The organism is Sphingopyxis sp. QXT-31 (assembly GCF_001984035.1).
GTDB lineage: Bacteria > Pseudomonadota > Alphaproteobacteria > Sphingomonadales > Sphingomonadaceae > Sphingopyxis.
Window position 1 is genome coordinate 639,197 of the sequence record NZ_CP019449.1, and the last position, 23,174, is coordinate 662,370.

Sequence of the window (23,174 nt, forward strand, 5' to 3'; positions counted from 1 at the left end):
CTGCGGCCGGCGACAGGCGGCGCGTGGCGAGTCCGCGAGCTTTGGCGAGACTGGAGACCGGACCGCGGCGCCGAGGGGAGGGGATAGCATATGGCTGATGCGGTGACCGCTGACGGCTCCGTCGATACGACCGAAGCAGACGCTGCGCAGGGCGTCTACCATTTCCTTGATGTCGGCGGGACCAAATATGGCGAATGCACCCTCGTCGTTTTTGGCAAGCTTCGCATTCTGATAGACGGTAGCCACCGGGAGGATTTCCGGGGGCAGCGCGGCTATTCGTCGATCCCGGCGCAACTGGAGAAAATCCTGGGAGCGCCGGCGCCGCATGCCATCGATCTCGTCGTCGTCACCCATTGCCATGCCGATCATGTCGGCTGCCTTCCCGAACTGGTCGCCAACGACGTGATCAAGCCCGCGTTCGCCCTTCTGACGGATCCGAAGGCAGGATTTGGACGCGAGGCCGGGACGGACGCGCCGAGCATGGACGCCATGAGTTCGGCCGACCGGCTCGCGGCCTTGCTGCGCGAGGAAGACGCCAGCGATCTGGACGATGGGGAACTGGCGGCGTTCATCGACGCGGTGGCGACTGTGGAGGCTCGCTACAACCAGTTCGTCGAGGATCTCGAACAGAAGGGCGTAAAGATCGTCTTCCATCGAGGCGGGGCATTGGACGATGAGATTGCCGAGCGGCTGAAACCCACTGGCATTAGATTGCTGGGCCCGTCGCCAAGCCAGATTTTACGCTGCGCCGAGCAGATCGCGACCACGAACGACGAGGCGGACGGTCTTGCCGCTCGGCTGCGCAGCAGCGACACGATGGGCATCATCGATCTCTATCGTTCGATCGTCGGCAGCCCGGCCGACCCGGTCGGTCGCAATCCGCGCGGCAACGGCATGAACTGCCAGAGCATCTGTCTGGCGTTCGGTCCGCCCGGCGCCCGGGCCTTGCTCGCCGGCGATATGCAGTTCACCGACCCTGGCGTTCGCCAGATCGAGGAGGAGATGGAGGCGCTTCGGCGGGCGGTTGTGGACGCCGGACCCTATGTCCTGTTCAAAACGACCCATCACACCAGTCATAACGGTCAGGATGATCTGTTTCTGGACGATATCGGCAACCCTCGATTCCTGGTCCATTCGGGAGGGCTGCATGACGAAAAGCATCCTTATCCGGGCCTGTTGACCCGGCTTAAGCGCCGCGAGGGGATCGTCTTCGCGCGAACCGATCGAAACGGCCATATCGAGGTCCGTCCGAAAACGGCGTCCAACCCGGTTCGCGTGTCGCGCGGTGCCCTGAACGACTTTTCGCCGAATCTGGAAAGGGATGTACCCGCCCGCGAGAACGAGCCCGCGCCATGGGCTGCGAGGAAAGCCGCTCCGTCGCCGTCGCAACCTGTTGCGGCAATAGCGGAAGGTCAAGGCCCCCAGATCATCATCGTAAACCTGCCTCCAGGTCCGATCGACATGAGCGTGGCGGGTGTCGACATTGTCGTTCGCCCCGCCGGGGCATCGGCGAGCGCGCCATTCGCATATCAGCCTGTCGGTACCCATGGTGTCGGAGGAGCGTCGCGACCGCTCGCCGATGGGCAGATGGTCGCTCCGGGGCGCTCGATCACAGGACTTCTGTTCGTGACGGATCCCGTTCGTCTCGCCGCGAATATCGGACGCGGCGAAGCCGATCGCGTGCTCGCCGAGGTGGAGCAGCGTGGCGGCATGCTCGTCTTGGGGACAGGAGATCGTCTAATCGACCTCGCGCGGGCTCAATTGCGAAAAGCCCCGCAGGCCCAAGGCGTGGTTTTGTTGGGAGGATATGATGTCGTGCCGTCGGTGCGGCGCGATGTGCTTTCCAACGACCTTCGGCGGAAGCTTGGCGGGCAGGCGATCGAGGATGCGGATAACTTTTGGGTGTGGAGCGACAGCAGCTACGCCGATGTCGATGGAGATGCGATCGCCGAGTTTCCGGTTTCTCGAGTACCCGACGCACGCGACGCCGGCCTTTTTCTCAATGCGCTGGCCGCTTCTCCGCTCCGACGGCTGGAGAAGTTCGGAATACGAAATCTGGCGCGGCCATTTGCAGCCGAAATATGGAGCGAGGTGATCGGTACGCGCGAAATCGAGGTGTGCGAGACATTCGGTCCCGAGAGGCTCGAGGCCGGCATGCTGCAGTCCGCGTGCCATTATTATATGCTGCACGGCGCAGACGACGATGGAAGCTTGTTCACGGGCGAGGATGCCAATGGAACGGGGTATCCGGAGGCATTCCTCGCGGCCAGCGTGCCGCCGCGCTTCGACGGAATCGTGTTTTCGGGATGCTGCTGGGGCGCGTTGATCGTTGACGAAAAAGCCTATGGCGCGGTCACATTCCCGGCACCGCGCCTGGCTGAACGGTCCATCGCACTCTCTTATCTGAAGGCGGGTGCGCTTGCGTTCGTCGGGTGTACCGGCGCGCATTATTCCGGACCCTCGATCGATCCCGATCGCAACTATGCCATGCGGCTCCATCAGGCCTTTTGGAGCCACCTGAAGGCCGATAACATTTCACCCGCGCTGGCACTTTTCAGGGCAAGGGGGGATTTCGCTCAGACCATCGTCGGATCGGGACACGACCTCGATCCCCTGGGTACGGCCCGGCGCCTCAAGAATCTCGAGCAATTCACCTGCTTGGGATTGGGCTGGTAATGTATTATATAGGGTTGGGAAGGAAACGAAGATGGGTATGCCGATCGGAAAGAAGCCAGCTGCTAAGCGAACGGCATCGAGGAAAGCCGCGCCCAAAAAATCCACTCTCGAGAAAACCGCGAGCAAGAAGACGGTCGCCGGTAAAATGCTTACGGCAGTCGCCTACGTGGCCAAAAGCATGCCCGCGTGGAAAGTCGTGACCCACTCCGTGAGCAAGGCGGCATCCCCGTTGGAGACTGATTCGATGAAAACCGAGCATGGTCCTTCGATTGCGCAGTTGAGCGCGAAATTCTTCGGAACAGAAGAGGTTGCCGACAGCGGCAGAAAGGCCGGGAATGTTTTCGCGCCGGTCGACAAGACCATCAAGACGGTTCAGATCGCGCCCAAGAAAGGCGGTCCGGCAAAGACTGCGGACATCGATACAAAGAGCGGTAAGATCTCGATCGTTCAGGGCTGAAACCGGCCGGTGAGGGCTTCTTATTGTCCCGTGTCGATTTAGCAGCCGGGGTGAATTGTCGTCCGACGACGGCTTATTTGCGCTCGAAGTCGGTCGTCGGGACTTGAACTTACTTGGCATCGAAAGCAGCCGTTCGGCTGACACTAGAAGCGCGGTTGCTTCGTGTGCAGCTAACGTTAGCCGGATCGGACTTGTCGCCGGGGAAGCGCCTGCTCCTCCGTTTATTTGAAATCTGGCTCCTCAACAAATGCCGGGGGGCGTGTTTGAGGAAATAGTATATTCGAGCACTATGAACGAGGACAAGGATAACAGCGATTTGCTCGATGCGGTTCGTGCTTCGATACGAATCGGCGCCTCGCCGGAGCTCCTGTTCCATTATGCCCGGCGCGACACGGTCACGGTCAATGGGCCGATACGCCTTGCGAGCCGGACGGTGAATGGAAAAACGGTCTTTTCCTTGCACGATCTTGATGAATTTGATCGGCTTCTGGATGCGGCGCGGAACACGCCCAACGAACCACGTTCACGGATCGATCTTGCCGTCACCTCGCATCTCAAGGCGGAGGCAGGAGGCGCCTGCGCCCGATGCAGTTCCGGCATCACCGTCGAGAATGCGCACATTATTCCCTATCGCGAGACGCAATCGAACCATCACCGCAATCTCGTGCGCCTCTGCTCGGCCTGTCACGGAGAATATGATACCGGTGTGGTCTCGCGAATGGAAATCGAGGCGCTGAAACTGCGTCTGGTCGAGGCCGCCCGAGACCGGTTGCTGGCCGCGCAGGGGGTCAATCTAGCTCCCGTCCCGGTCCGGCACGAGCTTTTGGGGCGCGCCGCTGAGCTTGAACAGCTTGTAGCTGCACTCCAATCGCCCGGTTCGGTAATGGTGCGCGGGGTAGGCGGGATCGGCAAGACCCAGTTGGTTCTTGCGGCCGCCGACGCGGCGCAGACTGGCCGCCCGCTCATTTGGATATCGCTGCAAGATTGTCCGAGCGCGGCCGTGCTGGCGGCCTATCTGGAGACCGCAGCTGGGCGGATCGGCGACGGCGACTTTATCTCGACCTTATCGTCCGTTCGGGCGTGCGTCATTCTCGACGGCGTCGAACGCGCTGCGTGCGGACTGGATATCGTGTCGGATATGATCGCGCGGCTGAGCGCCGAGCGGCCCGAGATTCAGCTGGTGGTGACATCGCAGGCGCGGCTTCCCGAAGTCGGCTTCGATTTCGAACTGGAACTTGGTCCGCTCGACCATGACTCCGCTGTTCATCTTTTCCCCGAGGCAGCCCGGAGCGAACCGGCCGCGTCGCAGCTTCTTCAATTCGCCGCAGGTCATCCGCTGACATTGCGCATCATAGCCGGCCTTGTTCGGCATTTTGAGGGTGCCGAAGCAGTCTGGCGCAGGCTGACAGGCCCCGGTCAGCCGCTGGAAATGCCTGCGCGATCCGTCCAAACATCCGCCTCATCGCTCGATCTGTGTCTCGAAGCTGCGTTTACGGCGCTCACATCCGAACAGCAAAAAGCGATGTGGGTAATCGCACAATTCCCCGCCGGTCTGTCGACGCTCTTCTTCGATCTAGAATCATTGGGGTTTGAGGATCCCCCGGGTCTCATCGCGGCGCTGCGCCAATGGCATCTCGTCGAGGTCGGTACTGTCTGGGATGAGCCGCTGCTGTCGACCCTGTCGCCCGTAAGGCATTTTGTCCGCCATGCCGGCCGCGAGGCGGCGGTGCCGGACCAAGAGGTTATCCGGCGCCGCACCGCCTATGTTTTTGCAATGCGCGTTGCGGAGGCCAATTCCATGATTCACAGCGGCAAGATCGCGCACGGAATGGCGCTGCTCCACCGTGAATTCCCGAACGCGCTGGCCATCATGGACCATGCAACCGGCCATGCCGCCAGCGATCCCAGATATCGCATGGTCGCCAATGCACTGGCATCGAATCTGCAGACCTTCCTCTTCAGCGCCGGATATTTCGAAGTGGGGGCCGAGGTCATGCGCAAGGCTGCCGATCTGGCGCTCGCTGCCGGCGCCCAGAAAGAGGCGCTGGAGATGCTGTCCCAGCTGATATCGCTTGCAAATCGGGGCAAATGTTTCGACCTCGCCAGCGCGGCCCTTGCCGATGCCCGATCGATCGACTGCCGCGACGACGAAGGCCTCCGCGGGCTTCTGCTCGGCATAGAGGCCGGTGCCGAAACTCGGCCTCGAAATTCGCGGCAGGGAGGCGGCCACGACACTCTGCTCGAGCAAGCGGCCGCGGCGAGCCGATCCTATGATCTGCTGACGGCCGCTGCTGGCGGAACGCTAACCCATCGCGGGGCCTTGGCCTTGCTTCAGCAGGCCTGCCTGCTGGAGGATGCCGGCAACCCCGCAGAAGCGCTCGCGCTCCTTGACCGGATTTGCCCTTTCTTCATTGGCGCCAGCAACCCGATCAATGCCGGAGCAGCGTTACAGCGGCGAGGCAATTGTCTTGCCTATGTGGGCCGCGTCGACGAGGCGATGGAAAATTACGCCGATAGCGCCGTGCGGTTTCATCCGCTGGGAGCTGTGGATTACCGAAGCAATACGCTCGGTGAGGCCGGTTTGCTTATGGCAGAATATCATGCGGTGAGCTGCTCGCAGAAGATCACGTGCGACATCGTGGTGGGCGGAGTCGACGATATCGTCGATCGGATTGTCACCGAACTGCCGGGAATCCGCGTGCCGGGGAATGACTGGCCTTATGTTTTGACCCGGAAGACTTGCGGGTTGATCGCGATCGCATCGCTCGGTCGCTTCCCCGAAGCGCTCAATCGATTGGGGGACCGGCTTCGCTCGGAGGTTGCGGACATGATGTTCGCGCAGGAATCGGAAGAGGCGAGGGAATTGGATTACGGAAGTCCGGTTGCGGGCCATTTTGCTGCGCTTGCATGGCTTTGCGAACATGTCTCTGCTGTCGAGCCCGCCGACCGATATCCTGATCTTGCCGAGGTCGAGGGGCTAGCAATCGTCGTCGAGGATATGTTTCGCGGCGGGGTTCGCGAGCTTATGTTCGGCTGGCTGGCGCGTTATTTGTCGCAGCAGCGCGGAATGACTGGGTTGAGGCCCGGCATTTTGCGCGCCGCCGTCGATGGTCTGAGTTATGGCGAGCCGTTCGAGCTCGACGGTTTCAGTCTGGCGCTTTGATCTATTCGCCGCTGCCGGCGCAAAGGTGCGATAAGGTCCACTTCTGCCAGTTTAATACTGGCAATTGCCGGGCGATCTCCTATTGGAATTTCAATGGCGGAGGGCGATGCAGTCGATGAGCTTCTTCAACGCGCGGCCGCGCGGCACGGTCTGCCGCTCGCCATCCTGCAGGATCTGCTCGCTCTCGAGGGCGACTTTCCAGACTTCACGGTTCATGGCGCAAAGAGCGAGTTCACGCGCAGGGTGACGGCGCTTCTCGATGCCGCTGCCGGTGAGGGTGGCGATCCATGAAGTTTCTCAAGCTCGAAGTTGAAGATATTTTCGCCTATCGCGGCCCCAGCACGATCGACCTTTCCGAATGCACCGAGACGCGCAATATCGTCGTCGTTCAGGGTCGGAACGGCCATGGCAAAACGAGCCTGCTCAACGCGATCAAGCTCCTGTTTCTTGGGCTTGGAGATGTCCGCCTCCGCCGCGTCGGCGTCAATTCGACCGAGCTTGGCCCCAAAGCCTATGTCGTGGGGCAGCAAGGCCGTTGGTACGGCGTCTTCAACATGCTCGCGCGCGCGGAAGACGCCCCGGCCCGCGTCGCCTTGTCGTGGCAGGATGGCGAGCGCATCTGCCGTGCCGAGCGCATTTTCTGGCCCTTGCGCGGAGCGACCGACTATCGCGAACAGCTCAATGTGACGATCGACCGCGAGCAGCTTTCGGGTCCGGCGGCCGAGGCGTTCATCCAGGGGCTGCTGCCGAAAGAGGTCGTACCGTTCTTCTTCTTCGACGGCGAACAGATTCAATCGCTCGCCGACGCCGAGGTCGGGCGCGAGCAGGGCGAGATCGAACGGCTGCTCCGCCTGTCCTTCGTCACGCAGGTGCTGCGCGAGGTCGACAGCTATGGCCGCGTGAAGCGCAAGGCGGGGCTGCCTGAAGCGGTAAGGGCGGAAATTGCCGCGGCCGAAGGTGCGCAGCGGGCCGCCGAGGCTCGTGGTGAAGCCGCGGCGCGTGCTCGCGTCCTGCTCGAGGAGGAGATCGCCGATCTGGATCGCGAAAAGCGTCAACTCGATATGGAACGGGCGCGTCTGCGAGGCGGACTTTCAGAAGAGGACCGCCGGCGCATGGAGGGGCGGATCGCGACCATCGCCTTGCAGCGCGAAGCCCTTGGAAACCGGATCGCTCAGGACATACCCGTCGAAATCCCTGCAATCGCCAATCTCGGTCTCGTGCGCCAGGCGTTCGCCATGCTTGAGGAGCAGCTGGGCGGCACCGCCGATGCGCCGCTCGCGACGCGGCTCCATCGCGCATTGCCCGGAGCGGTCGTCGATGCGGTCGGTGCGCTGACGCCTCCCGTGACCCTGGCCGACAATCAGAAGGATCAGCTGCGCGGCCGTGTCACCGATATGCTCGTCGATGTCGGGGTCGCCCCGACCGGTCAGGAAAATCCGCTTCTCGCGTCGCTCAGCCCGCGAAAGGTTCGCGCGCTGCGGGACCGCTTCCTGCTCTGGACCCAATCGGGTGAAAATATGGCGGCGACCCAATCGGAGCAGCTTCGCCAAGCAAGGCAACTCGCGAGGGAAGAGCAGCAACTTCGCCAGGAGCTCGACGAGGCCGAAATTACCAGCGACGAAGCCCGGGCGCGGTACAAGGCGTTGTCGGCTCAGATAGAGGGCATTGAAATCCTCGCCCGTGAGAAAGTCGCCGATAAGGCGATCCAGGCCGGGAATGAGGCGACGGCGCAGCGCGAGGCGGCGGAGCAGGCCGACACGGTCCAGCGCCTCTATGCAGCGCACGCCCATGTGGTTCGCGAAAATGCCGGATATCAGATCAGCCGCAAGGTTCGCGCCGCGCTTGACAGCTTCCGCGATGAACGCCGCCAGCTTATTCGCGCTTCGGTCGAAAGGCATCTCAACGACAAGGCGTCGATCCTGCTCGGTCCGAGCCAGTTGGTGAAGCATGTCGAGCTCGACGAGAATTTCGGCCTTTCCTATGTGGACGAACGCGGAGAACCGGTCGGCAGGCACAGCCTGTCCGCCGGCATGCGCCAACTCGCGGCGATGGCGATGCTCTGGGCGCTCAAGGAAGAAGCAAGGCGTCCGCTGCCCGTGGTTATCGATACGCCGCTTGGGCGTATCGATAATGAAAACCGGTCTTTGCTCCTCTCGGATTATTTCCCCGAGGCCGGCAATCCGCTGATCATTCTGCCCACCAATTCCGAACTCGGCGAAGATGATCTTGCGCTCCTCTCCGACAATATCGCCAAGCGGTATGAAATCAGGAATGTCGGCGGCACGAGTGCGCGGATCGACGAGGTGAGCCGTTCAGGAGGCCGGCGGCATGGATAGCCTCTACTTCAGCAAGGATGAGAAAACGCTGTTCGAACGCGTCATCGCCGATGGGTTCGAGCAGCAGAGCGGATACAATTGGTGGGTCGTCCGTATCGCAATTGCCCAGTCGCTCAAGATCGATGGCGAGCCCGACGCGCGGTTTCGCGCGCCTCCCACGCGGGACCGCGGAAGCGAGCTTCACTTGGCCCAGGTCACAGGGCAGGGGCAGCGCGCCGGTCAGGCAACCCTCGATCTTGGCTTGCCCGGCCGCGACCCGGACTATGACGATGCAATCCGCCTCCTCCTCAGCGTCAAGCACGACCGCGACATGTTCGCCAATGATCGCGACTATCTCGACCTGCTCCAGCGCCACGCAAGGCGCGGGCTTGAAATCATCCAGGCCAGCTGGCTGCCGGGACGTAGCTTTCACGACTATCTTCTGAACGAGATATTCTTCGGCATCGGCGGCGATACCGAAGACGGCCGGCCTGCCGATGTCGAACTCGACTGGCCCGCACTCTCGCGCGGATTCGCCCAGATCGGGGTGTCCGCATCGCAAAGCGCCGATGAAATCCAAGGTCCAAGGCTCACCCGCTATCCGCTGACGTTGGCGGCCGTCGATGACTATGACCGCCTGCGCCGGGGGCTCGACGATCTCGCCTTTGCAATTGGCCTCGCTTCCGGCGGACTGGCGCTGAGCAGAGAAGCTGGCGAGCGGCGCGTCATACTCGACATTCCGCGCCCGAGCGCCACTTGGCAAGCCGTTGGCTGGCGCGCGCTGCGTGCAGCACTTGCGGAGCGTGACGAAGCCTTGCCGGTGAGTCCGGGCGTCGATGTCGTTGGACGCCCTTTCGTGTTCGACCTTGCCGAGGCGCCGCATCTTTTCGTGGCCGGCGCCACGGGGAGCGGCAAGAGCGTCTGCCTCAATGCCCTCATCTTGTCGCTATTGCTCGCGCGCGAGGCTCCCGAACTCGTGATCATCGATCCGAAGGGCGTCGATTTTGCCGATTATGACGGCTGCGTGCGCCTGCGCGATCAGCATGTCATTACCGATATGGCTGCCGGTGTGGCTGTGCTGCGCGAGCTTGTCGAAGAGGTGGAGCGGCGACAGGTCCAGATGCGCGAGCTGGGCGTGCGCAATATCGGAGAAGCGCGGCGGGCCGGCAGCAACATGCGCCGCATCGTCGTGATCGTCGATGAACTCGCCGATTTTCTGATGAGCCGCAGCGGCGCCGAGGAGCCTCTCATTCGTCTTGCCCAGAAAGCCCGTGCGAGCGGCATCCATTTGGTGCTTGCTACGCAGCGCCCCGACGCGGCGACCTTTCCAGGTCTGCTCCGCGCCAATATCCCGAGCCGCATCGCGCTCACCGTTCAAAAGGCGACCGAGTCGCGTATCATCCTCGACGAGAATGGAGCCGAGAATCTGCTTATGCGAGGCGACATGCTGATCAAGCTGGCAGGCCGCGATCCGACGCGCGTTCATGGCGCTGCGATCGATAACGCGGACATCGCAGCAGCCGTCGCGACGGCGAACAGCCAATGACCGATACGTTGCTGCGACCGACCGCCTTCGCACTCGCGCACCTCACGCTCGTCGATATGGGGCCGCTTCGCGGTACCACCTCGCTTCCGCTGACCGATGAGGAGGGGAAGCCCACCAATTTATTCCTGATGATGGGGCCTAATGGATCGGGTAAAACTACGATTCTCGATGCCATCTATCGGGCAATGGCGTTGCTCTCCAGCCGTGCTCACAACGAATATGGGAACGACGCGCTCGATAGCGGTGACGGTGGTCTTCAGCTTGATGCGCGCGTGGTGCTTGACGACGGTGCACGATCGCGTGCGTTCATGCTTTCGATCGTCGCCGGCGGGCCGGGATTGTTGAAGGACTGGACCGCGGATGAGCTGGAAACGGCTGAAGTGGACGAGCAGATTGTGCTGGCCTTCCAGCGTCGCAGCGCAACCGAGGCCGTCCTGCGCGCGCAGACGTCGCATCCGTCTGCCGTTTCGTTTCATGATGCGGTGATTGCCCAGCTGGGTGACCAGCCCAGGGATCTTTTCGAGACCGCGGCCGGCTATCCGACCGTCCTCTACTTCCCCTCGAACCGGGGCATCAGGCGGCCACCGCGCGAGAATGCCATCACGCGCCCCGCCGGATATGGCTACGCGCCCGCGCATCTGTTCGATACCGATGGTGCGAGCTGGGCGTCGTCGCTCGACAATCTGTTCGTCTGGTTCGCCTGGCTCGATGATGGGCGCGACGAGCGTTGCCGGGATATCGTGAACTCTTTGGTTTTTCGAGGTACGAAGCGTCTCGGAGCGGTCGATCGCCAGAATCTGTTCGTCCCCGTCGAAGTGCAGGAAACGGGCGCAAGTCACCGGCTCGACCAGCTTTCGAGCGGTGAGCGCCAACTTGTCCAGCTGGTCGTGCGGATCGCGAGCCACATGGCGGGGTCGACGATAGTCCTGATCGATGAAACCGAGCAGCATCTTCACGTCGTGATGCGGCGGCGCCTGATGGCGATCATGAAGGACTGGGCGAAATCCTATCCGCAGCTCGCCTTCCTGTTCACGAGCCACCAGCCGGACACGTTCCGGCTGCTCGCTCCGTCGCGCGCGGAGCCGGGGCTGCGCAAGAGCGCGTCGTTGGTCAAGCCGAGGTATAGGCCTGGTCAATGAATGTCGTGCCGCTGACCGAATTCAGCTCGGACCGCCAGTTCGAGGCGCATTTTCGTTCGTTGCCGAGGGTCGTCCTCGAGGGTGACAGCGATGTGGCCTTCTTCCTTGCCTGGTTCGAACATCTTCTTTCGGAGCTTGATTTCGTGTCGGCGAAATCCATTAGCGGGGCCGCCGGATGCACGGCGGTCGGCCAGGCGGTTCAGCAGAGTATCGACGACGACGGCATTCCGGCGATCGGGATCGTCGATCGCGACTGGTTGAGCCGCGAACAGCGCTGGGACCTGCTCTATTCGCTCGATGACAATGCGGCAACCAATGCCAAGGGGGGCGACGTGGTGACGGCCTCGCTCTGGGAGATTGAGGCGTATCTTCTCCTTCCCGAGCTGATGGGGCGCTGGGTCGGACTCCAGCGCAACCCGCCGCCGGCGTCGCAGGGTGAGAAGGGCTCTGCGCTGGCTCGGGTCGTGGAGGAATGCGACGCGCTGCTGTTCGCTATGCCCTTTTTTGCCTCTGCCCATGCGGCTGGTGAGCATTGCGATATCCGCTATTTCAGGGATGTGGCGCATCACAACATGCCGGAGAAATGCGGGGAAATATGCGACGCGCTGGAGGGCGAACGGCGCGTCGCCCTCGAGCAAGTGGACAGTCTGATCGCGGCAATTCGCACTGCTGCGCCCGCTGACCCTGAGCGTCGCTTGTCTTTCTTGCTGCGCTATCTCGATACGAAGCGGCTACTTGAGCGTGTCGGCAGGCGGTTGAAGCTTCATGCCGATGCGCACCACGCGCTTTCCGAGCTCATGTCCCTGCTCGATCTGCGCCCTGCCGAACTGGAAGAAATTCTGAACAACGCCGTAGCGCGCTTCAACAGCTGACAGACCCCGCTTCCAAGACCGGGAGAAGGATGAGGGCATCCGCGAAATCGAGTTCGAGAAACTCTCCGCCGGCGCTGAGCCCCTCCGCGGCGATACGCGACAGCAATTGCTGCTCGGCTCTGTGGGCCAGCCAGCCGTCAGCAAAGCGCTGCGCGGCGATCAGTCGCCACCGCATCCCCATCTTGGGAGGAAATCCTTCGTTCAGCTCGCATATCCGCCGCGGTACGTCGCGTGAAATGCCAAGCTTGAACCATTTTGGCTTGGTCCCGGCGACGCAAAGCATGAGAAGGTAGAGGTGATGCGCGTCATCTGCCACGCGGGTCGAGACAAGCGTGCCCTCGAATGGCACTGGCCCCCGGCTCACCATGCTGTCCGATACCGCCGAGCCGCCGCTGCCCAGCCCCTCTCTTGCTATTACATCGGCGCGTTGAAGGAGAGAGCCCGGATCATCCAAAAAGGCCCGCCAGGCGTCGTGATGCGGGCGAGGTATTCCGTCCTGCCGCAGACCTGCCGCAATGGCGTGAAACATGTTTACCGCATCCGCAGCTTCGCAAGGATCGAGCAAAGCTCCGTTCCCTCGGCGGCCGAGCACGATGGCACATAGATGTTCAACCGGCTGATCTTCGGCATTTGCGCGTTGCGGCCGGATAGCGAGAAAGGCTGCGAGCGCCGCTATCGTCTCCTCGTTGCTCCATTCCAGCCGTTGCGGTGCAAGGGAGGTCGACTGTTCGGACCGTCCGTGATCTTCGGCTGTGGATGATGGGCGGCCCTCGGGAGCGATTTGACGCCGATGCCATGCCGCGATGGCCTCGCGGGGAGCCTTGGCAATATCGCCGCGCTCGATCGCGCGCAGTTCCGTCAGCCGCCGCTTCAAGCCGGACACCGAGCGCAGCGTGGTACCGGGCCGAGGCGATCCGCGCTTCGCGGCAGCTTCGCTCAGATATCTCGAGGCGGCCGCGAGTTCCCTCGGAAGGTTGCTGCCCGGATAGGCGCCGCAGCGAAAATATATGTCCACAAGGACGTCCCACTCGGCCGCGTCCAGCCGCGGGCCTCCCCCACGCTTTGGCGCCGAACCATGCGGTGACGTCGGATTGATAGCCACAATCGCCGGACGCCGCTCGTCAATCGGCCTTGATGGGGGCAGGCAATACCGTCTTTGCGGGATCCTGTCCGAGAAGTTCCGCATAGCGCAAGGTAAGGCGCGGGAGCATGGCAGGTTTCAGTTTCCCGAGCATATAGAGCAGGATGTTGCGCGAGGTTGCTTTGTTTGCGGGCTCCATCGTCCGCGTGCTCGGATTCCAGATGATGCCCTTATGGGGGGGCTGCGATAGGTCCATTGGCAGCTTGGCGATCAGCTTGAGCGCCCCCTCGATGCCCTCCGTCGGCACGAGCGCCGCGAGCAGTTCGGCGAGGATCATCAAGCCCACGGGCCGGAACAGGAGATGGCCGCCCGCATCGGTGCGCTGTGCGGCGATCTCCTTCTTGTCTCCCGACTTCAGATAGGTCCCGAAGGGCGGAAAAGTTGCCCCGATCTTTCTGAACAGGTCTCCGGTCCAATCATAATACAGGTCGAGAATGTCGTCCGGCGGCCTGTAGAACCTCAGGCGTTCGAGCGACTCTTTCGATCGCACCTTCCAGAACAAGACCGTCAGGACGTCGTAGAGATTCTCGATCGTGGTGAGATGTTCGAGATCGTTTCCGGGAAGGTTGGCGCGGCCGGAAAAGAGAATTTGATCGCCACAGAATGACGGATGCTCTTCGACGAGGCGGCGTGTGATTATTGCCATCACATCAGACTCGTCGAGTGCGATGATCTCGCTCTTCTTTACGGCCTTGGCAGTCTTGTTCAGCGTCGTGAAAAGCTTGCGCGTCCGCTTCAACCCCTGCGCTGTCCCGTGGTGCGCGACGAAAAGAACCGACACCTCGTCTTCGCCCAGGCTGGCGTCTTCCTCCAAGGCTGCCTTGATGCCAGCGAGGCGATGCTGCCCATCCAGCGCGAACAGATCCTCGTCGCCGCTGAGCCGCAAAAAGCCGAGGCTATAGGCCGCGGTATCGCTGAGCTTTGCCGGGTCCAAGCCCGTGTCGCGCGGTTTGACATCGCCGAGCGCGAGCCATTCGGGATCGCCCTTGTAGACTGCGATAACGAGGGAATTGAAAAAGCGGTCATCATTGTCCTTCAAATAATCGGCGATCTGTGTGCCGCGCCCTTTCTTGAGTTCGCGCTGGATCATTTCCGAAAGCCGTTCGCTGCTGTGAATTTCGTCGGCGAAATTTACCTTTCCGGCAATCTGCGCGAGCGTCATCAGCACGGAGTAGAAAGCCCAGTCGCCGAAACGACCACGCAGCGCGGGAAAATACTCGGCGCTCATGAGCGGAACGCTTTCACCACGGCACGTACCTCCGCCGAGAAATCCTTTTCAACGACCGGGGGAATGATAGCATCGTTCAGGTCGGCCTCTAACTGGCCGAGATCGAACGTATCGTCAGCTATGGGGACATAGTTGAAGAACAGGTCGTCGCTATATTTGGCGAGCATATAATGGACCTTCGGTCTTTTGTTACGGCGCTGCTCTTTCAGATATTCGTAAAAGCGATCGTTCAGCGTCCGGTGCAGCGCCTCTTCGCCGGTAATGCCAATATACATGATATAGCCATGCGGCGGAAAATGATCGTTCGCGTGCATCACGGTAAAGGCATAGATCCCTCGCTGAAGAGGGATCTGTGACTGGTTTCCGGCCTCAAACTTGACCGTGCACCAGGAGAGCGGTCCTTGAACCCGCGAGGTGCGCCAGCGGTTGGGGCTTATCAGGAAATCGCGAATGTCTGCTTTCAACCCGTCGACTGTCTGCACGAAATCATTAACCATCGCTGCCCCTTTATTCCCCGCCCCTTATTCGCGGTTCCGCCTTTGTCGCGGGGACCCGCGGCCTTCGACCATCCCGGCCAATCGGCCCACGAAATGATCGAAATCGCTGAGACTTGTCTTCCAGTCATCCCAAAGTGTGTAGATACCGCGGTTCCAGTGCGTGGCTACGAGAAACTGTATCCGTTGCCGCTCAATATCATGTTCACCGCTATGCTCGACGATCAGGCTGATCCATGTTGCGAGATCGGGCCCGGATCCGAAGAGATTTTCTCCTTTTATGGGCTTGCCGAAGCCGGTGAAGCTTGTCTCGAGCTTTGGCGTGCCTGGAATGCCGAGTGACCGTCCTATTGCGAGCCGCGCCGGGCCATAGCGGTGCGGCAACCCCAAGAGACGCTGGAAGCGGCCGTTGAGATCGTCTGCGGGCCGCGCAGTTCGAAAGTCCGTCCGGATCATGTCGATGAGGCTAAGGGTCATCGATCGGCATCCTGAAAAAGGGTGCGATGCGGCGTCGTATCACTAGTGGCCGGAGGTTCGAGAACCAATATCCCGGCGACCCGCTCCCTGATCGGCTCGAGATATTCGGCCGACAGTTCGGCAGGCTGCGATAACAGAATGATTTGAGTATCGAGACCCGTGAGGAAGGCCAGCACATTGTGGCGATGTGCGGGGTCGAGACGTGCGAGCGGCGTGTCCATGACGATGGGAAAGCGCGGCGAGACCATGCCGATCGCAGCCATCAGTGCAAGGGTGAAAATCTGCGTTTCGCCGGCGCTGAGATCCTTGGTGCGCAAATCCCGACCCTTGCTGTCGAACAGACCGACCGAACCATCGGCAGCGATCCGTATGTCCTCCACCTCTTTCTTGTGCGCCATGGCGCGATAGGCGACGGTGACAGCCTTGGAAATCGTATCGAGGTTGAGCGGAAACAGCCGGTGGACCAGCGTCTCTACGACCTTGCCGAGCTGTTCGGCAAGGTCGGCCTTCGCAAGGACTGGCGCAGCGCTTGCTGCCTCGGAGCGGATGCGCGCCGCTTCCCGCCGCTTTGCCGCTAATTCACCGCGCAGCCCGTCAAGCTTCCGCGTAATCTCACGCGAACTCTCCTCGAGCTGTCCGATTTCTTCCTGGGTATGTCGCAATTCTTCGGCGAGGGATTGCGACTGGCCATCAACGCCCCGCTGTTCTGCAATTTTGAGGTCGATCGCCTCGACGGCGGCGTCCGCCGCTTCCACCGCAATTGAAAGCGATCCGATCGTGTCGGTGGCGAGGCCTTCGATATCGCGTAGCCGCGCATCGACAGCATGCCGCTCGGTTTCCCCTAGGTGCCCAAGCCGCAAGTCTTCGGTCACTACAGCAGTGTCCGTCTCGTCCCAGAGCCGGCGGATTTGTTCCACAAGGCCCTCGCTCAGCAATTCATCCGGAAAACCTGCGGTAAATCGTTCGAATCGTTCGTTGCTGAACGTCCGGCTGGCAGCACGGTGCTGCGACTCTGCCTCTACAGCGATTCGGCTCCGAACTGCGCTCCGCAGCTTTTTGCCCGAAAGACCGAGGGCAAGATCGGATGAGAGGCGCTCGCGCAACTGCTCCACAAGACGTTCGCGCGACCGATCGAGGCGTTCGCGTTCTTCGAACAATTGCTTGAAATTAGCATAGCTCTCGCCGTGAAGGCTGCCGATGCGCTGAATGATTGTGTCGCGGGCGAGGCGCAATGGTTCGACGCGCGCGCCGATCTCATCCAGCCGCGCAAGACAGTCGGCTTCATCCGAAGCAAGCTGGCGAACGACGTCGGCGACATCGTCATAGGCTTCGCCAATGGCCCCCTTAAGCGACCGGCGACGGTCGCGTGCGTAGGTGACCAGATCGTCGGACAATGTGCGGAGCAGCGGCACGCCGAGTGCGTTCTCGATGCCCTGACGAACCTGGACGTCGAGATCGGCAAGGGCAAGCCGCTCGAGTTGCTCGCCATCGAAGATGAAGAATGGGGCGAGGCGCGCTGGCACCAGTTCGTCGGCGATGATCGCTCGTGTTACGGCAAAACGTTCGTCCCCTTCCGGGACCGGAACGATGTCCTCGTCTGGGCCTGTCCAGATGCGCACTTCCTCGTCGCTGCGGTGGTGCTTGCCGCCCGCGCCGAAATACCAGTTCCGCTGAAGGATCAGTCTTTCGTCTGCCTCGCCGTCGAATATCAGTTCGACCAGCATCGTTGCCTCGCCCCGACGCGCTTTGTCATTCAGCGCACGCTCAAGAAATGCGTCATAGCCGAGGTCGCCGCGTCCGCCCGGGGTAGCACGGGCGACAAGCGGCAGGCCTTCACGGCCATAGAGACAGAGGATCAATGCCTCCAGCAGGCTGGTTTTGCCGAAGCCGTTGCGTCCTTCGATTACGATAGTGTTCCCGGCGCCTGCGAAGGCGTTCAGGTTCAAAGTGAATTCGTCGAATGCTTTCCAGTTCTTGAGCCGGATCGTGGACAGCTTCATGCAGCGCCTTCCCCGAGCGCCGAAGAAATGACCCTGTCGATATCGTCGAAGAGGCCGCGCCGCCGGCGCATACCAGAATAGTCCTGCTCGAGCCGGAGGAGTTCGCGGAATAGGCGCGGATCAATGCCTTCCTTGGAGCAGACGTCATCAAGGACCTGGTCGGCCTCGGGTGCAAGCAGCAGGCCGATTTTGTCGTCCACCGTCATACTTTGGGTTCCTCGGCGGCGCGCGCCAGCCGCGTTGCGTCGTCCGCCCAGATCGAATGGATCTGCTGAATTTCCGACTCGCTGATAAGGGGTTCGCCGACTTCCGCCTGCACCTTGATCAGCCGGTCGAGAATCATTCGCCGTGCCTCGAAGGTGAACGGGCCTGGGATGAGGGAGCCGTCGGCGAGATGCGACCGCGCCCCGGTGCGCCGGCGCGCCATGCGCATCTCGGCATCCTGGCGAATCTCGGCAAGCCAGTCACGAAAGTCCATCAAGGGTTCGAGATGTTCGTTCCCGGTACCGATGAAGCCTTCCATACTATGGTCCTTGACGATAACGGTGCAGGTCCAACAGCCGAAGCGTGACGACGATGTTCCGCAGGACGGAGCGTCATCTTTATCCAGAACGAGCGGGCATTCACCGCCGGCCGCATTTCGATAGAGCGTGACAAGCTGCCTGTGCGATCCACCCCATGGCGGACGACGCTGCAGCAAGACCTGCCATACCTCGTCAGTTGAAAATTCCACGATCGGCCGAAATACTAGGCAGCCCGCCAGGGAATTGTGCGGGTTAAGCCGTTCGCCGTTCGAATAGCGATTCACGCTCATGGCGCGCGTCGCCGATTCCTGCCGCCGCACACCGAGCAGCAAAATGGCTTGCCCAGTCTCGTCGATAGTCGAGCGGATATAATGCGAGGTTGGCTGAATCTTCATCCTGTCGGTGCACCAGCGGAATGAGCGGCTGGGCGACGGATAGCCTCTGCCGATCAAATTCACCCAGAAGGTCTGGTCAATCTTCGGGCTGGTCTTCACCACGGTCACCGGAAGACGAAGCGCCGGTACCACGCTCCGCATCCGTTCGAGCATGGCGTCGAGGTGACGTGCGATCAGCGGCGCTTCGACAAGCGTATCATTGGCAACGATATGGACGGGCCGCGTGCGTGCGCTCGGCGGCAGATCGAGAAGCATTTCGAAGACTAGTTGGGCGACGAGCGTGCTGTCCTTCCCGCCTGAAAAGCCGATGATCCAAGGAAAATCATGTGCGGCGCGATATTCGGCAAGAAGTTCCGCGCGTGCGAACTCAAGTTTGCTGCCTAAGTCCTCCACCTCATTCAGCAGCGTTGCCATATACCCCTTCATCCTTCCATTCTGCTGACCGGCTGATCTGTGCGAGACCCGTCGCCGAATCGGCAAGTACGCGCGCCGCTCTATTGACCTCGTCCAACGTCGTCGAGCGGCCAAATCCAATTCTGACCGCGCCTTCGGTTCGTTCTGCTCCAAAGCCGAGCGCGCGCAGGACGTGGCTCGGTTCAAGCGCCTCTGCCGTGCACGCGGATCCCGATGAGATAGCGATCCGATCGCTCACCGCCATCACCAAAGCCTCTGCGTCAACCCCTTCGAAGCTGAGGTTGAGATTGCCTGGCCAGCGCCGATCGAGCGTGCCGTTCACCGCGAATTTCGCGCCGCGGGCGGAAAGTTCTTCGAGAAAGGCTTCCTGGAGGCACAGAAGATGCGTTCGCTCGCCGGCCATCGTCGCCGCGGCCAACGCACTGGCTGCGCCTATCCCGACGCAGAGCGGGGTGGGGAGGGTGCCTGCACGCAGCCCAGCCTCCTGACCGCCGCCATCGATTTGCGGAGCGAGATCGCGCTGGAGCGAACGGCGGATGTAGGCTGCGCCGATACCCTTTGGGCCATAGAATTTATGCGCGGACAGGCTCATAAGGTCTATCGCGGCATGTCCGACATCCAAGGGAATCTTACCTGCTGCCTGCGCCGCATCGCTGTGAAAGATCGCGCCGCGCTCCCGGCAGATATGCCCGATGGTGGCAAGGTCCTGAATAACCCCGATCTCGTTGTTCACGGCCATAATGGTGACGAGCGCGGTCGCCTCGTCGACGAGTTTGTCGAGATTTGCGATCGAAACCAGTCCATCCGAGCCGACGTCAGCCCACACGACCTCGAAGCCCTGCTTGCCGAGCCTTGCAAGCACTTCGATCACCGCCTTATGTTCGGTTGCCGCGCTCACAATCCTTCGTCGGCCCCGGTCCGCCATCATATGCGCCGCGGACTTCAGCAGTAGATTATTGGCCTCGGTCGCGCCCGAGGTGAAGATTATCTCGCTCGACCGCGCGCCGATCAGCTTCGCCACATCCGCGCGCGCCTTGGCAATGGCCTGCGCCGCGCTTTGCCCATATTGATGCTCGCTCGCGTGGGGGTTTCCGAAATCGTCGGAAAAATAGGGCAGCATGGCCGCCAGCACGCCCTGATCGACGGGAGTTGTCGCCTGAAAGTCGAGATAGAGAGGGCGCGTCATGCACAGTCTCTAGCACAGAGCAGGCGCATTGGGAGATCGGAGAAACCGGGGTCAGCCGATTTCCTCTGCCGGCCCTGGCCGTATGGGGTGCGAACATCCTCGAAAACGCTTGGAATCATGGACGTCCGAGCATCCTTCCGCCGACCGCTTCGACGCTCGATGTCACCGTTTCGATGATCTCGCCGAGCAACTGCCTGGCGCCGCTGGTCATCGCGGCTTCCGGGACCGGGGCAGCCGTTCTGTAAATCTCGGCAATCCTAGTAGCGCGGACCCAGGTCGAACCCGAACCGCGAGGAGCGTGCGCCTCGGTCCAGTCGACCATTCTGTCTTCGATCAGCCGCCGTCTGGTAAGCGCCAGCAGGCCGCTAGCGACCAGCCGCCGGATGCGCGACACGGCCTTGGTCCGGTCATCATCCTCGAGCTGATTGGCTTCCGGACTGTCCAGATAGAGCGAGATTGCTTCCTGAAGATGCCGGTGAAAGTCGGCGAGCGGTTGCAGCGTGTCATATTCGACGTCGGCACCAGTACTGATGCGTTTTGTCAGAGCCTTTATGCGCGTCCAATGTTCGCGGCGGTAGTTCGCGAAGGTGGAGATGCCAAGCCGCGCGAGCCACGGACCATGGAATTTTTCAACGGCGTCCTGCACGGCCAATATCATGCCTGTCGGGTCATAATGCAAATTGCCTTCGGGTTCGTCGGCTTGCGCCTCGGCGGCAGCTTCGAATTGCGATAGCATGCGTTCCAGCTGGCCTCGCATATATCGGGCCGCCTTGGCCGGTAGATCGCGCAGCACGCGGTCGGTACCGCCGAGCATGAAGCATCGGTCGTCCAAGCCATGTTCGATCGAATTGACGACATCGGAGCCTACGAATTCCCGAAGCCGGGCGAGGGCGCTCAATACCGACGACATGACGTGTGCGCGTCGGTCAGCAGGACTTGAGAGGCTTGGACCTTTGATCAGGTCGAAATGGGTGAAAGCAACGACCAGCTTGTCCGAATGGCCCTGCGAAGCGACAGCGCGAAGGACCGACAAAGGTGCCGCCTGCATCGGCTGCTGAGCATTGTCGACGAGAAGGATGACGTCAGCGTCGTCGAAGCGCCCGGTGATGTTCGTTGAAATGCTGGCGCCATAGTCGGGTGTGTGGCCAAGACCTTGCCCGTCGATGAGGACAAGCTGCGTCCCGTCTTCGCGCATCTCCGGATAAAGTGGCCCCTTGACTCTTATCCCGTCGACCACCGGCGTCAGAAGCCGTCCGAAATGTGGCCAGAAATTGCTTGAAAACCAACGAATGGTGCTGATGAACTCGGTGCGGTCTCCTGTCGAGAAAGTCCAGTATTCTGGCCATTTTCCCGAAGGTCCCGAAAGCGTGCCCTTCGCCACCATCGCGAAGCGCGCGGCGATGGCATCGAGGATGTCGTGGACCAAGTTCCCGAAATCATCCTGCTCGTGCAGAACAGCCTCGAACGCCTCCTCGATCAGATCGTCAAGCGCTTCGCGATCCTTTGCCTCGAACGACTCCTTGCCGATCGTGACGATACTTTCGACCTCCGAGGAAATTTGCTCGGCCAGAGCCTCGATGCGAGCGACGAAAGCTTCGACATCGCGTACATTTCGAGCACGCTCATCTTCCGGAAGGTCGCCTTCGTCGAAATTCCCGGCGAAGCTTTCTGAGGCGTCATCGCCGTCATCGTCGAAGGAAAAGTCATCGTCTGCATCGCTGCTGCCCGGTGCCCGGTGCGGGCCAAGGATATAGCTGAGCCGAAATCGTTGATCTCGGTGGTTGAGCAGTCGTTCGGCAACTTTCGAATGCAGGCCGTTATGGGCTGCCATCGCAGCATCGAGAACGCATTCCTCGATTAGCGACTGGATTTGAAGCTCGGGAAAAAATGTGACGACGGCTTCATAATCTCCTTCGGCGAGAATGACCTCAATGTCGGCGATCGTCGTCTTGGCGGGAGCGGTCGATGGGAACCGGTCGGTCTCGGGGGCTGAGCCGATCAGCTGCCGCAGCAACGTGGTCTTTCCCGCGCCCGTCGTGCCGACAAACAGGACCCGCGAATAGCCGTCCGCTTTCCCGGGTAGCGGCAGAAGGCTGTCGCGCAGTTGAAGCGAAGACCGGTCCGGCGGGGTCAGGTCATCGTAAAAGGCCGCGACCACCTCCGCGTAGAATCGCGCTTCCGCTTCGGGACGACGCACGGGATTCCACCAGTTCCGATCCCCCAGGATTTCGTTCATTTCCTCCACCATCTCGTCGGCGAGGTCGTCATCCTTCGTATTGAGCCCGCGACGGACCTTACGGCCAAGCTTGCCCGAAGCATCCTGCTTCAAGGGGTGGCGAAAGGTGATCGTCCAGCCCGGCCGGCTCGAACGCGTCTTTGAAGCTGTAAAAGGGGCCTTGGCCATAGCGTTGTTCCATGTTGTTCCGACATGCCTTGACACAGATCGTCCCAGGGCGCAAGTGAAGGTCGTTAGGAACAACGCGGAACAACGTAAAGTGAGGATTTTCAATATGTCTGATAGTTCGAATCGACTTTCCATGCTCATGGTGAGCTTTGACCTCCCCCATCCGGTGCCGGGCGACCGGCGCTACAAGGCTATCGACCGGTACCTCAGCGCGATCGGCACTGTGATGCGGCCGCTCAAGCAGGTCCGCTTTGTCATGACGCGTGCGCATCCCGACGTCGTGCTTCAGGAAGTTCGGTCGCGCATCGGGGCCCGCGGTGCAGTGGCTGTGGTTCGCGTGAGCCGGCGCTCAGCCGTCTTTGTAAACGATGCCGCCATTCGGGCGTCAGTGCGCAAGGCGATCAGGCAAGCAGGCTCACGATGAACTATGCGCCATGAATCCGCGCCTTCAAAAGGCCGGTCCGTGGGTGTGTGTGCACCGGACCAAGCGCGTGCCGCGATAGAATGCGGACGGCGTCCAAAGTCGGCGTCCGGGTCGGAGCCGATTGGATAGCGTGTGTTGAATTAGGCTAGTTTGGTGATACCCGCGTCAGGTTCGACTAGGTGCCGGTCCTATTTTCCGACCCCGGCTTCCGGTCACCGCGCAAATCGCCGGACTGCGCGTTCTCGCTATTTGTTGAGGCAATTTGCGGGTCGTCGAGCGTACGCTCTATCGTCATTTTCGGGATCGGCTGAGGGTCTGC

General features: G+C 61.3%; 18 protein-coding genes. 9 read left to right on the forward strand and 9 right to left on the reverse strand.

Features of this window, described 5'->3' with window-relative positions; translation table 11 throughout:
- Window positions 1-90 precede the first annotated feature (90 nt).
- The 8 genes from BWQ93_RS03245 (at window position 91) to BWQ93_RS03280 (ending at window position 12,168) form a co-directional block, all read left to right on the forward strand.
- Window positions 91-2,676: an MBL fold metallo-hydrolase gene (locus BWQ93_RS03245; protein WP_077029259.1), complete on the forward strand. Its 2,586-nt coding sequence runs from the start codon at window positions 91-93 to the stop codon at window positions 2,674-2,676.
- Window positions 2,677-2,707: 31 nt separating this feature from the next.
- Window positions 2,708-3,133 carry a hypothetical protein gene (locus BWQ93_RS20655; RefSeq protein WP_156878118.1) on the forward strand — a complete coding sequence of 142 codons (426 nt, stop codon included), beginning with the start codon at window positions 2,708-2,710 and terminating at the stop codon, window positions 3,131-3,133.
- 289 nt (window positions 3,134-3,422) lie between these two features.
- Window positions 3,423-6,296: a hypothetical protein gene (locus BWQ93_RS03255; protein WP_156878119.1), complete on the forward strand. Its 2,874-nt coding sequence runs from the start codon at window positions 3,423-3,425 to the stop codon at window positions 6,294-6,296.
- Window positions 6,297-6,389: 93 nt separating this feature from the next.
- Entirely contained in the window at window positions 6,390-6,587 is a 198-nt protein-coding gene (locus BWQ93_RS03260) for a hypothetical protein (RefSeq protein WP_077029262.1), read from the forward strand.
- Window positions 6,584-8,632, forward strand: coding sequence for an AAA family ATPase (locus BWQ93_RS03265; protein WP_077029263.1), 2,049 nt, complete (start codon window positions 6,584-6,586; stop codon window positions 8,630-8,632). Before BWQ93_RS03260 ends, BWQ93_RS03265 begins: the two co-directional genes overlap by 4 nt.
- The gene (locus BWQ93_RS03270) at window positions 8,625-10,157 is read left to right on the forward strand and encodes an FtsK/SpoIIIE domain-containing protein (RefSeq protein ID WP_077029264.1); all 1,533 of its coding nucleotides are present in this window, start codon (window positions 8,625-8,627) and stop codon (window positions 10,155-10,157) included. The genes BWQ93_RS03265 and BWQ93_RS03270 overlap by 8 nt, the downstream gene beginning before the upstream one ends.
- Entirely contained in the window at window positions 10,154-11,296 is a 1,143-nt protein-coding gene (locus BWQ93_RS03275) for an AAA family ATPase (RefSeq protein ID WP_077029265.1), read from the forward strand. Before BWQ93_RS03270 ends, BWQ93_RS03275 begins: the two co-directional genes overlap by 4 nt.
- Window positions 11,293-12,168: a hypothetical protein gene (locus BWQ93_RS03280; protein WP_077029266.1), complete on the forward strand. Its 876-nt coding sequence runs from the start codon at window positions 11,293-11,295 to the stop codon at window positions 12,166-12,168. Before BWQ93_RS03275 ends, BWQ93_RS03280 begins: the two co-directional genes overlap by 4 nt.
- Here the strand turns inward: BWQ93_RS03280 and BWQ93_RS20660 are convergent.
- The 9 genes from BWQ93_RS20660 to BWQ93_RS03325 all read right to left on the reverse strand — a co-directional run bounded on the left by BWQ93_RS20660 (window position 12,158) and on the right by BWQ93_RS03325 (window position 22,431).
- Entirely contained in the window at window positions 12,158-13,183 is a 1,026-nt protein-coding gene (locus BWQ93_RS20660) for a GIY-YIG nuclease family protein (RefSeq protein WP_156878120.1), read from the reverse strand. The two genes, BWQ93_RS03280 and BWQ93_RS20660, sit on opposite strands and share 11 nt — an antisense overlap.
- A gap of 106 nt (window positions 13,184-13,289) precedes the next feature.
- The gene (locus BWQ93_RS03290; RefSeq protein WP_077029268.1) at window positions 13,290-14,537 is read right to left on the reverse strand and encodes a DGQHR domain-containing protein; all 1,248 of its coding nucleotides are present in this window, start codon (window positions 14,535-14,537) and stop codon (window positions 13,290-13,292) included.
- Window positions 14,534-15,034 (reverse strand): hypothetical protein, encoded by a 501-nt coding sequence (locus tag BWQ93_RS20665; RefSeq protein WP_156878121.1) that lies wholly within the window; start codon window positions 15,032-15,034, stop codon window positions 14,534-14,536. Before BWQ93_RS20665 ends, BWQ93_RS03290 begins: the two co-directional genes overlap by 4 nt.
- A 24-nt stretch (window positions 15,035-15,058) precedes the next feature.
- Entirely contained in the window at window positions 15,059-15,508 is a 450-nt protein-coding gene (locus BWQ93_RS03300; RefSeq protein ID WP_077029270.1) for a hypothetical protein, read from the reverse strand.
- The gene (locus BWQ93_RS03305; protein ID WP_077029271.1) at window positions 15,505-17,508 is read right to left on the reverse strand and encodes an AAA family ATPase; all 2,004 of its coding nucleotides are present in this window, start codon (window positions 17,506-17,508) and stop codon (window positions 15,505-15,507) included. Before BWQ93_RS03305 ends, BWQ93_RS03300 begins: the two co-directional genes overlap by 4 nt.
- Window positions 17,505-17,714, reverse strand: coding sequence for a DNA modification system-associated small protein (locus tag BWQ93_RS03310; RefSeq protein WP_156878122.1), 210 nt, complete (start codon window positions 17,712-17,714; stop codon window positions 17,505-17,507). Before BWQ93_RS03310 ends, BWQ93_RS03305 begins: the two co-directional genes overlap by 4 nt.
- Window positions 17,711-18,841, reverse strand: coding sequence for a DNA phosphorothioation system sulfurtransferase DndC (dndC, locus tag BWQ93_RS03315; RefSeq protein WP_077029273.1), 1,131 nt, complete (start codon window positions 18,839-18,841; stop codon window positions 17,711-17,713). Before dndC ends, BWQ93_RS03310 begins: the two co-directional genes overlap by 4 nt.
- Window positions 18,822-20,027, reverse strand: a complete 1,206-nt coding sequence (locus BWQ93_RS03320) for a cysteine desulfurase family protein (RefSeq protein ID WP_077029274.1) — start codon at window positions 20,025-20,027, stop codon at window positions 18,822-18,824. Before BWQ93_RS03320 ends, dndC begins: the two co-directional genes overlap by 20 nt.
- A gap of 115 nt (window positions 20,028-20,142) precedes the next feature.
- Complete coding sequence (locus BWQ93_RS03325) at window positions 20,143-22,431, reverse strand: hypothetical protein (RefSeq protein ID WP_156878123.1); 2,289 nt, start codon at window positions 22,429-22,431, stop codon at window positions 20,143-20,145.
- A gap of 106 nt (window positions 22,432-22,537) precedes the next feature.
- Here BWQ93_RS03325 and BWQ93_RS03330 point away from each other — a divergent pair, with 106 nt between their 5' ends.
- Window positions 22,538-22,855, forward strand: a complete 318-nt coding sequence (locus BWQ93_RS03330; protein WP_156878124.1) for a hypothetical protein — start codon at window positions 22,538-22,540, stop codon at window positions 22,853-22,855.
- Window positions 22,856-23,174: the final 319 nt, after the last annotated feature.

Excerpts from the sequence above, each read along its gene's own strand:
- BWQ93_RS03290 (WP_077029268.1), bottom strand. The coding sequence starts at position 14,537 with ATGAGCGCCGAGTATTTTCCCGCGCTGCGTGGTCGTTTCGGCGACTGG.
- BWQ93_RS03255 (WP_156878119.1), top strand. The coding sequence starts at position 3,423 with ATGAACGAGGACAAGGATAACAGCGATTTGCTCGATGCGGTTCGTGCT.
- BWQ93_RS03245 (WP_077029259.1), top strand. The coding sequence starts at position 91 with ATGGCTGATGCGGTGACCGCTGACGGCTCCGTCGATACGACCGAAGCA.
- BWQ93_RS03260 (WP_077029262.1), top strand. The coding sequence starts at position 6,390 with ATGGCGGAGGGCGATGCAGTCGATGAGCTTCTTCAACGCGCGGCCGCG.
- dndC (WP_077029273.1), bottom strand. The coding sequence starts at position 18,841 with ATGGCAACGCTGCTGAATGAGGTGGAGGACTTAGGCAGCAAACTTGAG.
- BWQ93_RS03300 (WP_077029270.1), bottom strand. The coding sequence starts at position 15,508 with ATGACCCTTAGCCTCATCGACATGATCCGGACGGACTTTCGAACTGCG.
- BWQ93_RS03325 (WP_156878123.1), bottom strand. The coding sequence starts at position 22,431 with ATGGCCAAGGCCCCTTTTACAGCTTCAAAGACGCGTTCGAGCCGGCCG.
- BWQ93_RS03305 (WP_077029271.1), bottom strand. The coding sequence starts at position 17,508 with ATGAAGCTGTCCACGATCCGGCTCAAGAACTGGAAAGCATTCGACGAA.
- BWQ93_RS03330 (WP_156878124.1), top strand. The coding sequence starts at position 22,538 with ATGTCTGATAGTTCGAATCGACTTTCCATGCTCATGGTGAGCTTTGAC.
- BWQ93_RS03320 (WP_077029274.1), bottom strand. The coding sequence starts at position 20,027 with ATGACGCGCCCTCTCTATCTCGACTTTCAGGCGACAACTCCCGTCGAT.
- BWQ93_RS03265 (WP_077029263.1), top strand. The coding sequence starts at position 6,584 with ATGAAGTTTCTCAAGCTCGAAGTTGAAGATATTTTCGCCTATCGCGGC.
- BWQ93_RS03310 (WP_156878122.1), bottom strand. The coding sequence starts at position 17,714 with ATGACGGTGGACGACAAAATCGGCCTGCTGCTTGCACCCGAGGCCGAC.
- BWQ93_RS03280 (WP_077029266.1), top strand. The coding sequence starts at position 11,293 with ATGAATGTCGTGCCGCTGACCGAATTCAGCTCGGACCGCCAGTTCGAG.
- BWQ93_RS03270 (WP_077029264.1), top strand. The coding sequence starts at position 8,625 with ATGGATAGCCTCTACTTCAGCAAGGATGAGAAAACGCTGTTCGAACGC.
- BWQ93_RS20655 (WP_156878118.1), top strand. The coding sequence starts at position 2,708 with ATGGGTATGCCGATCGGAAAGAAGCCAGCTGCTAAGCGAACGGCATCG.
- BWQ93_RS03275 (WP_077029265.1), top strand. The coding sequence starts at position 10,154 with ATGACCGATACGTTGCTGCGACCGACCGCCTTCGCACTCGCGCACCTC.
- BWQ93_RS20665 (WP_156878121.1), bottom strand. The coding sequence starts at position 15,034 with ATGGTTAATGATTTCGTGCAGACAGTCGACGGGTTGAAAGCAGACATT.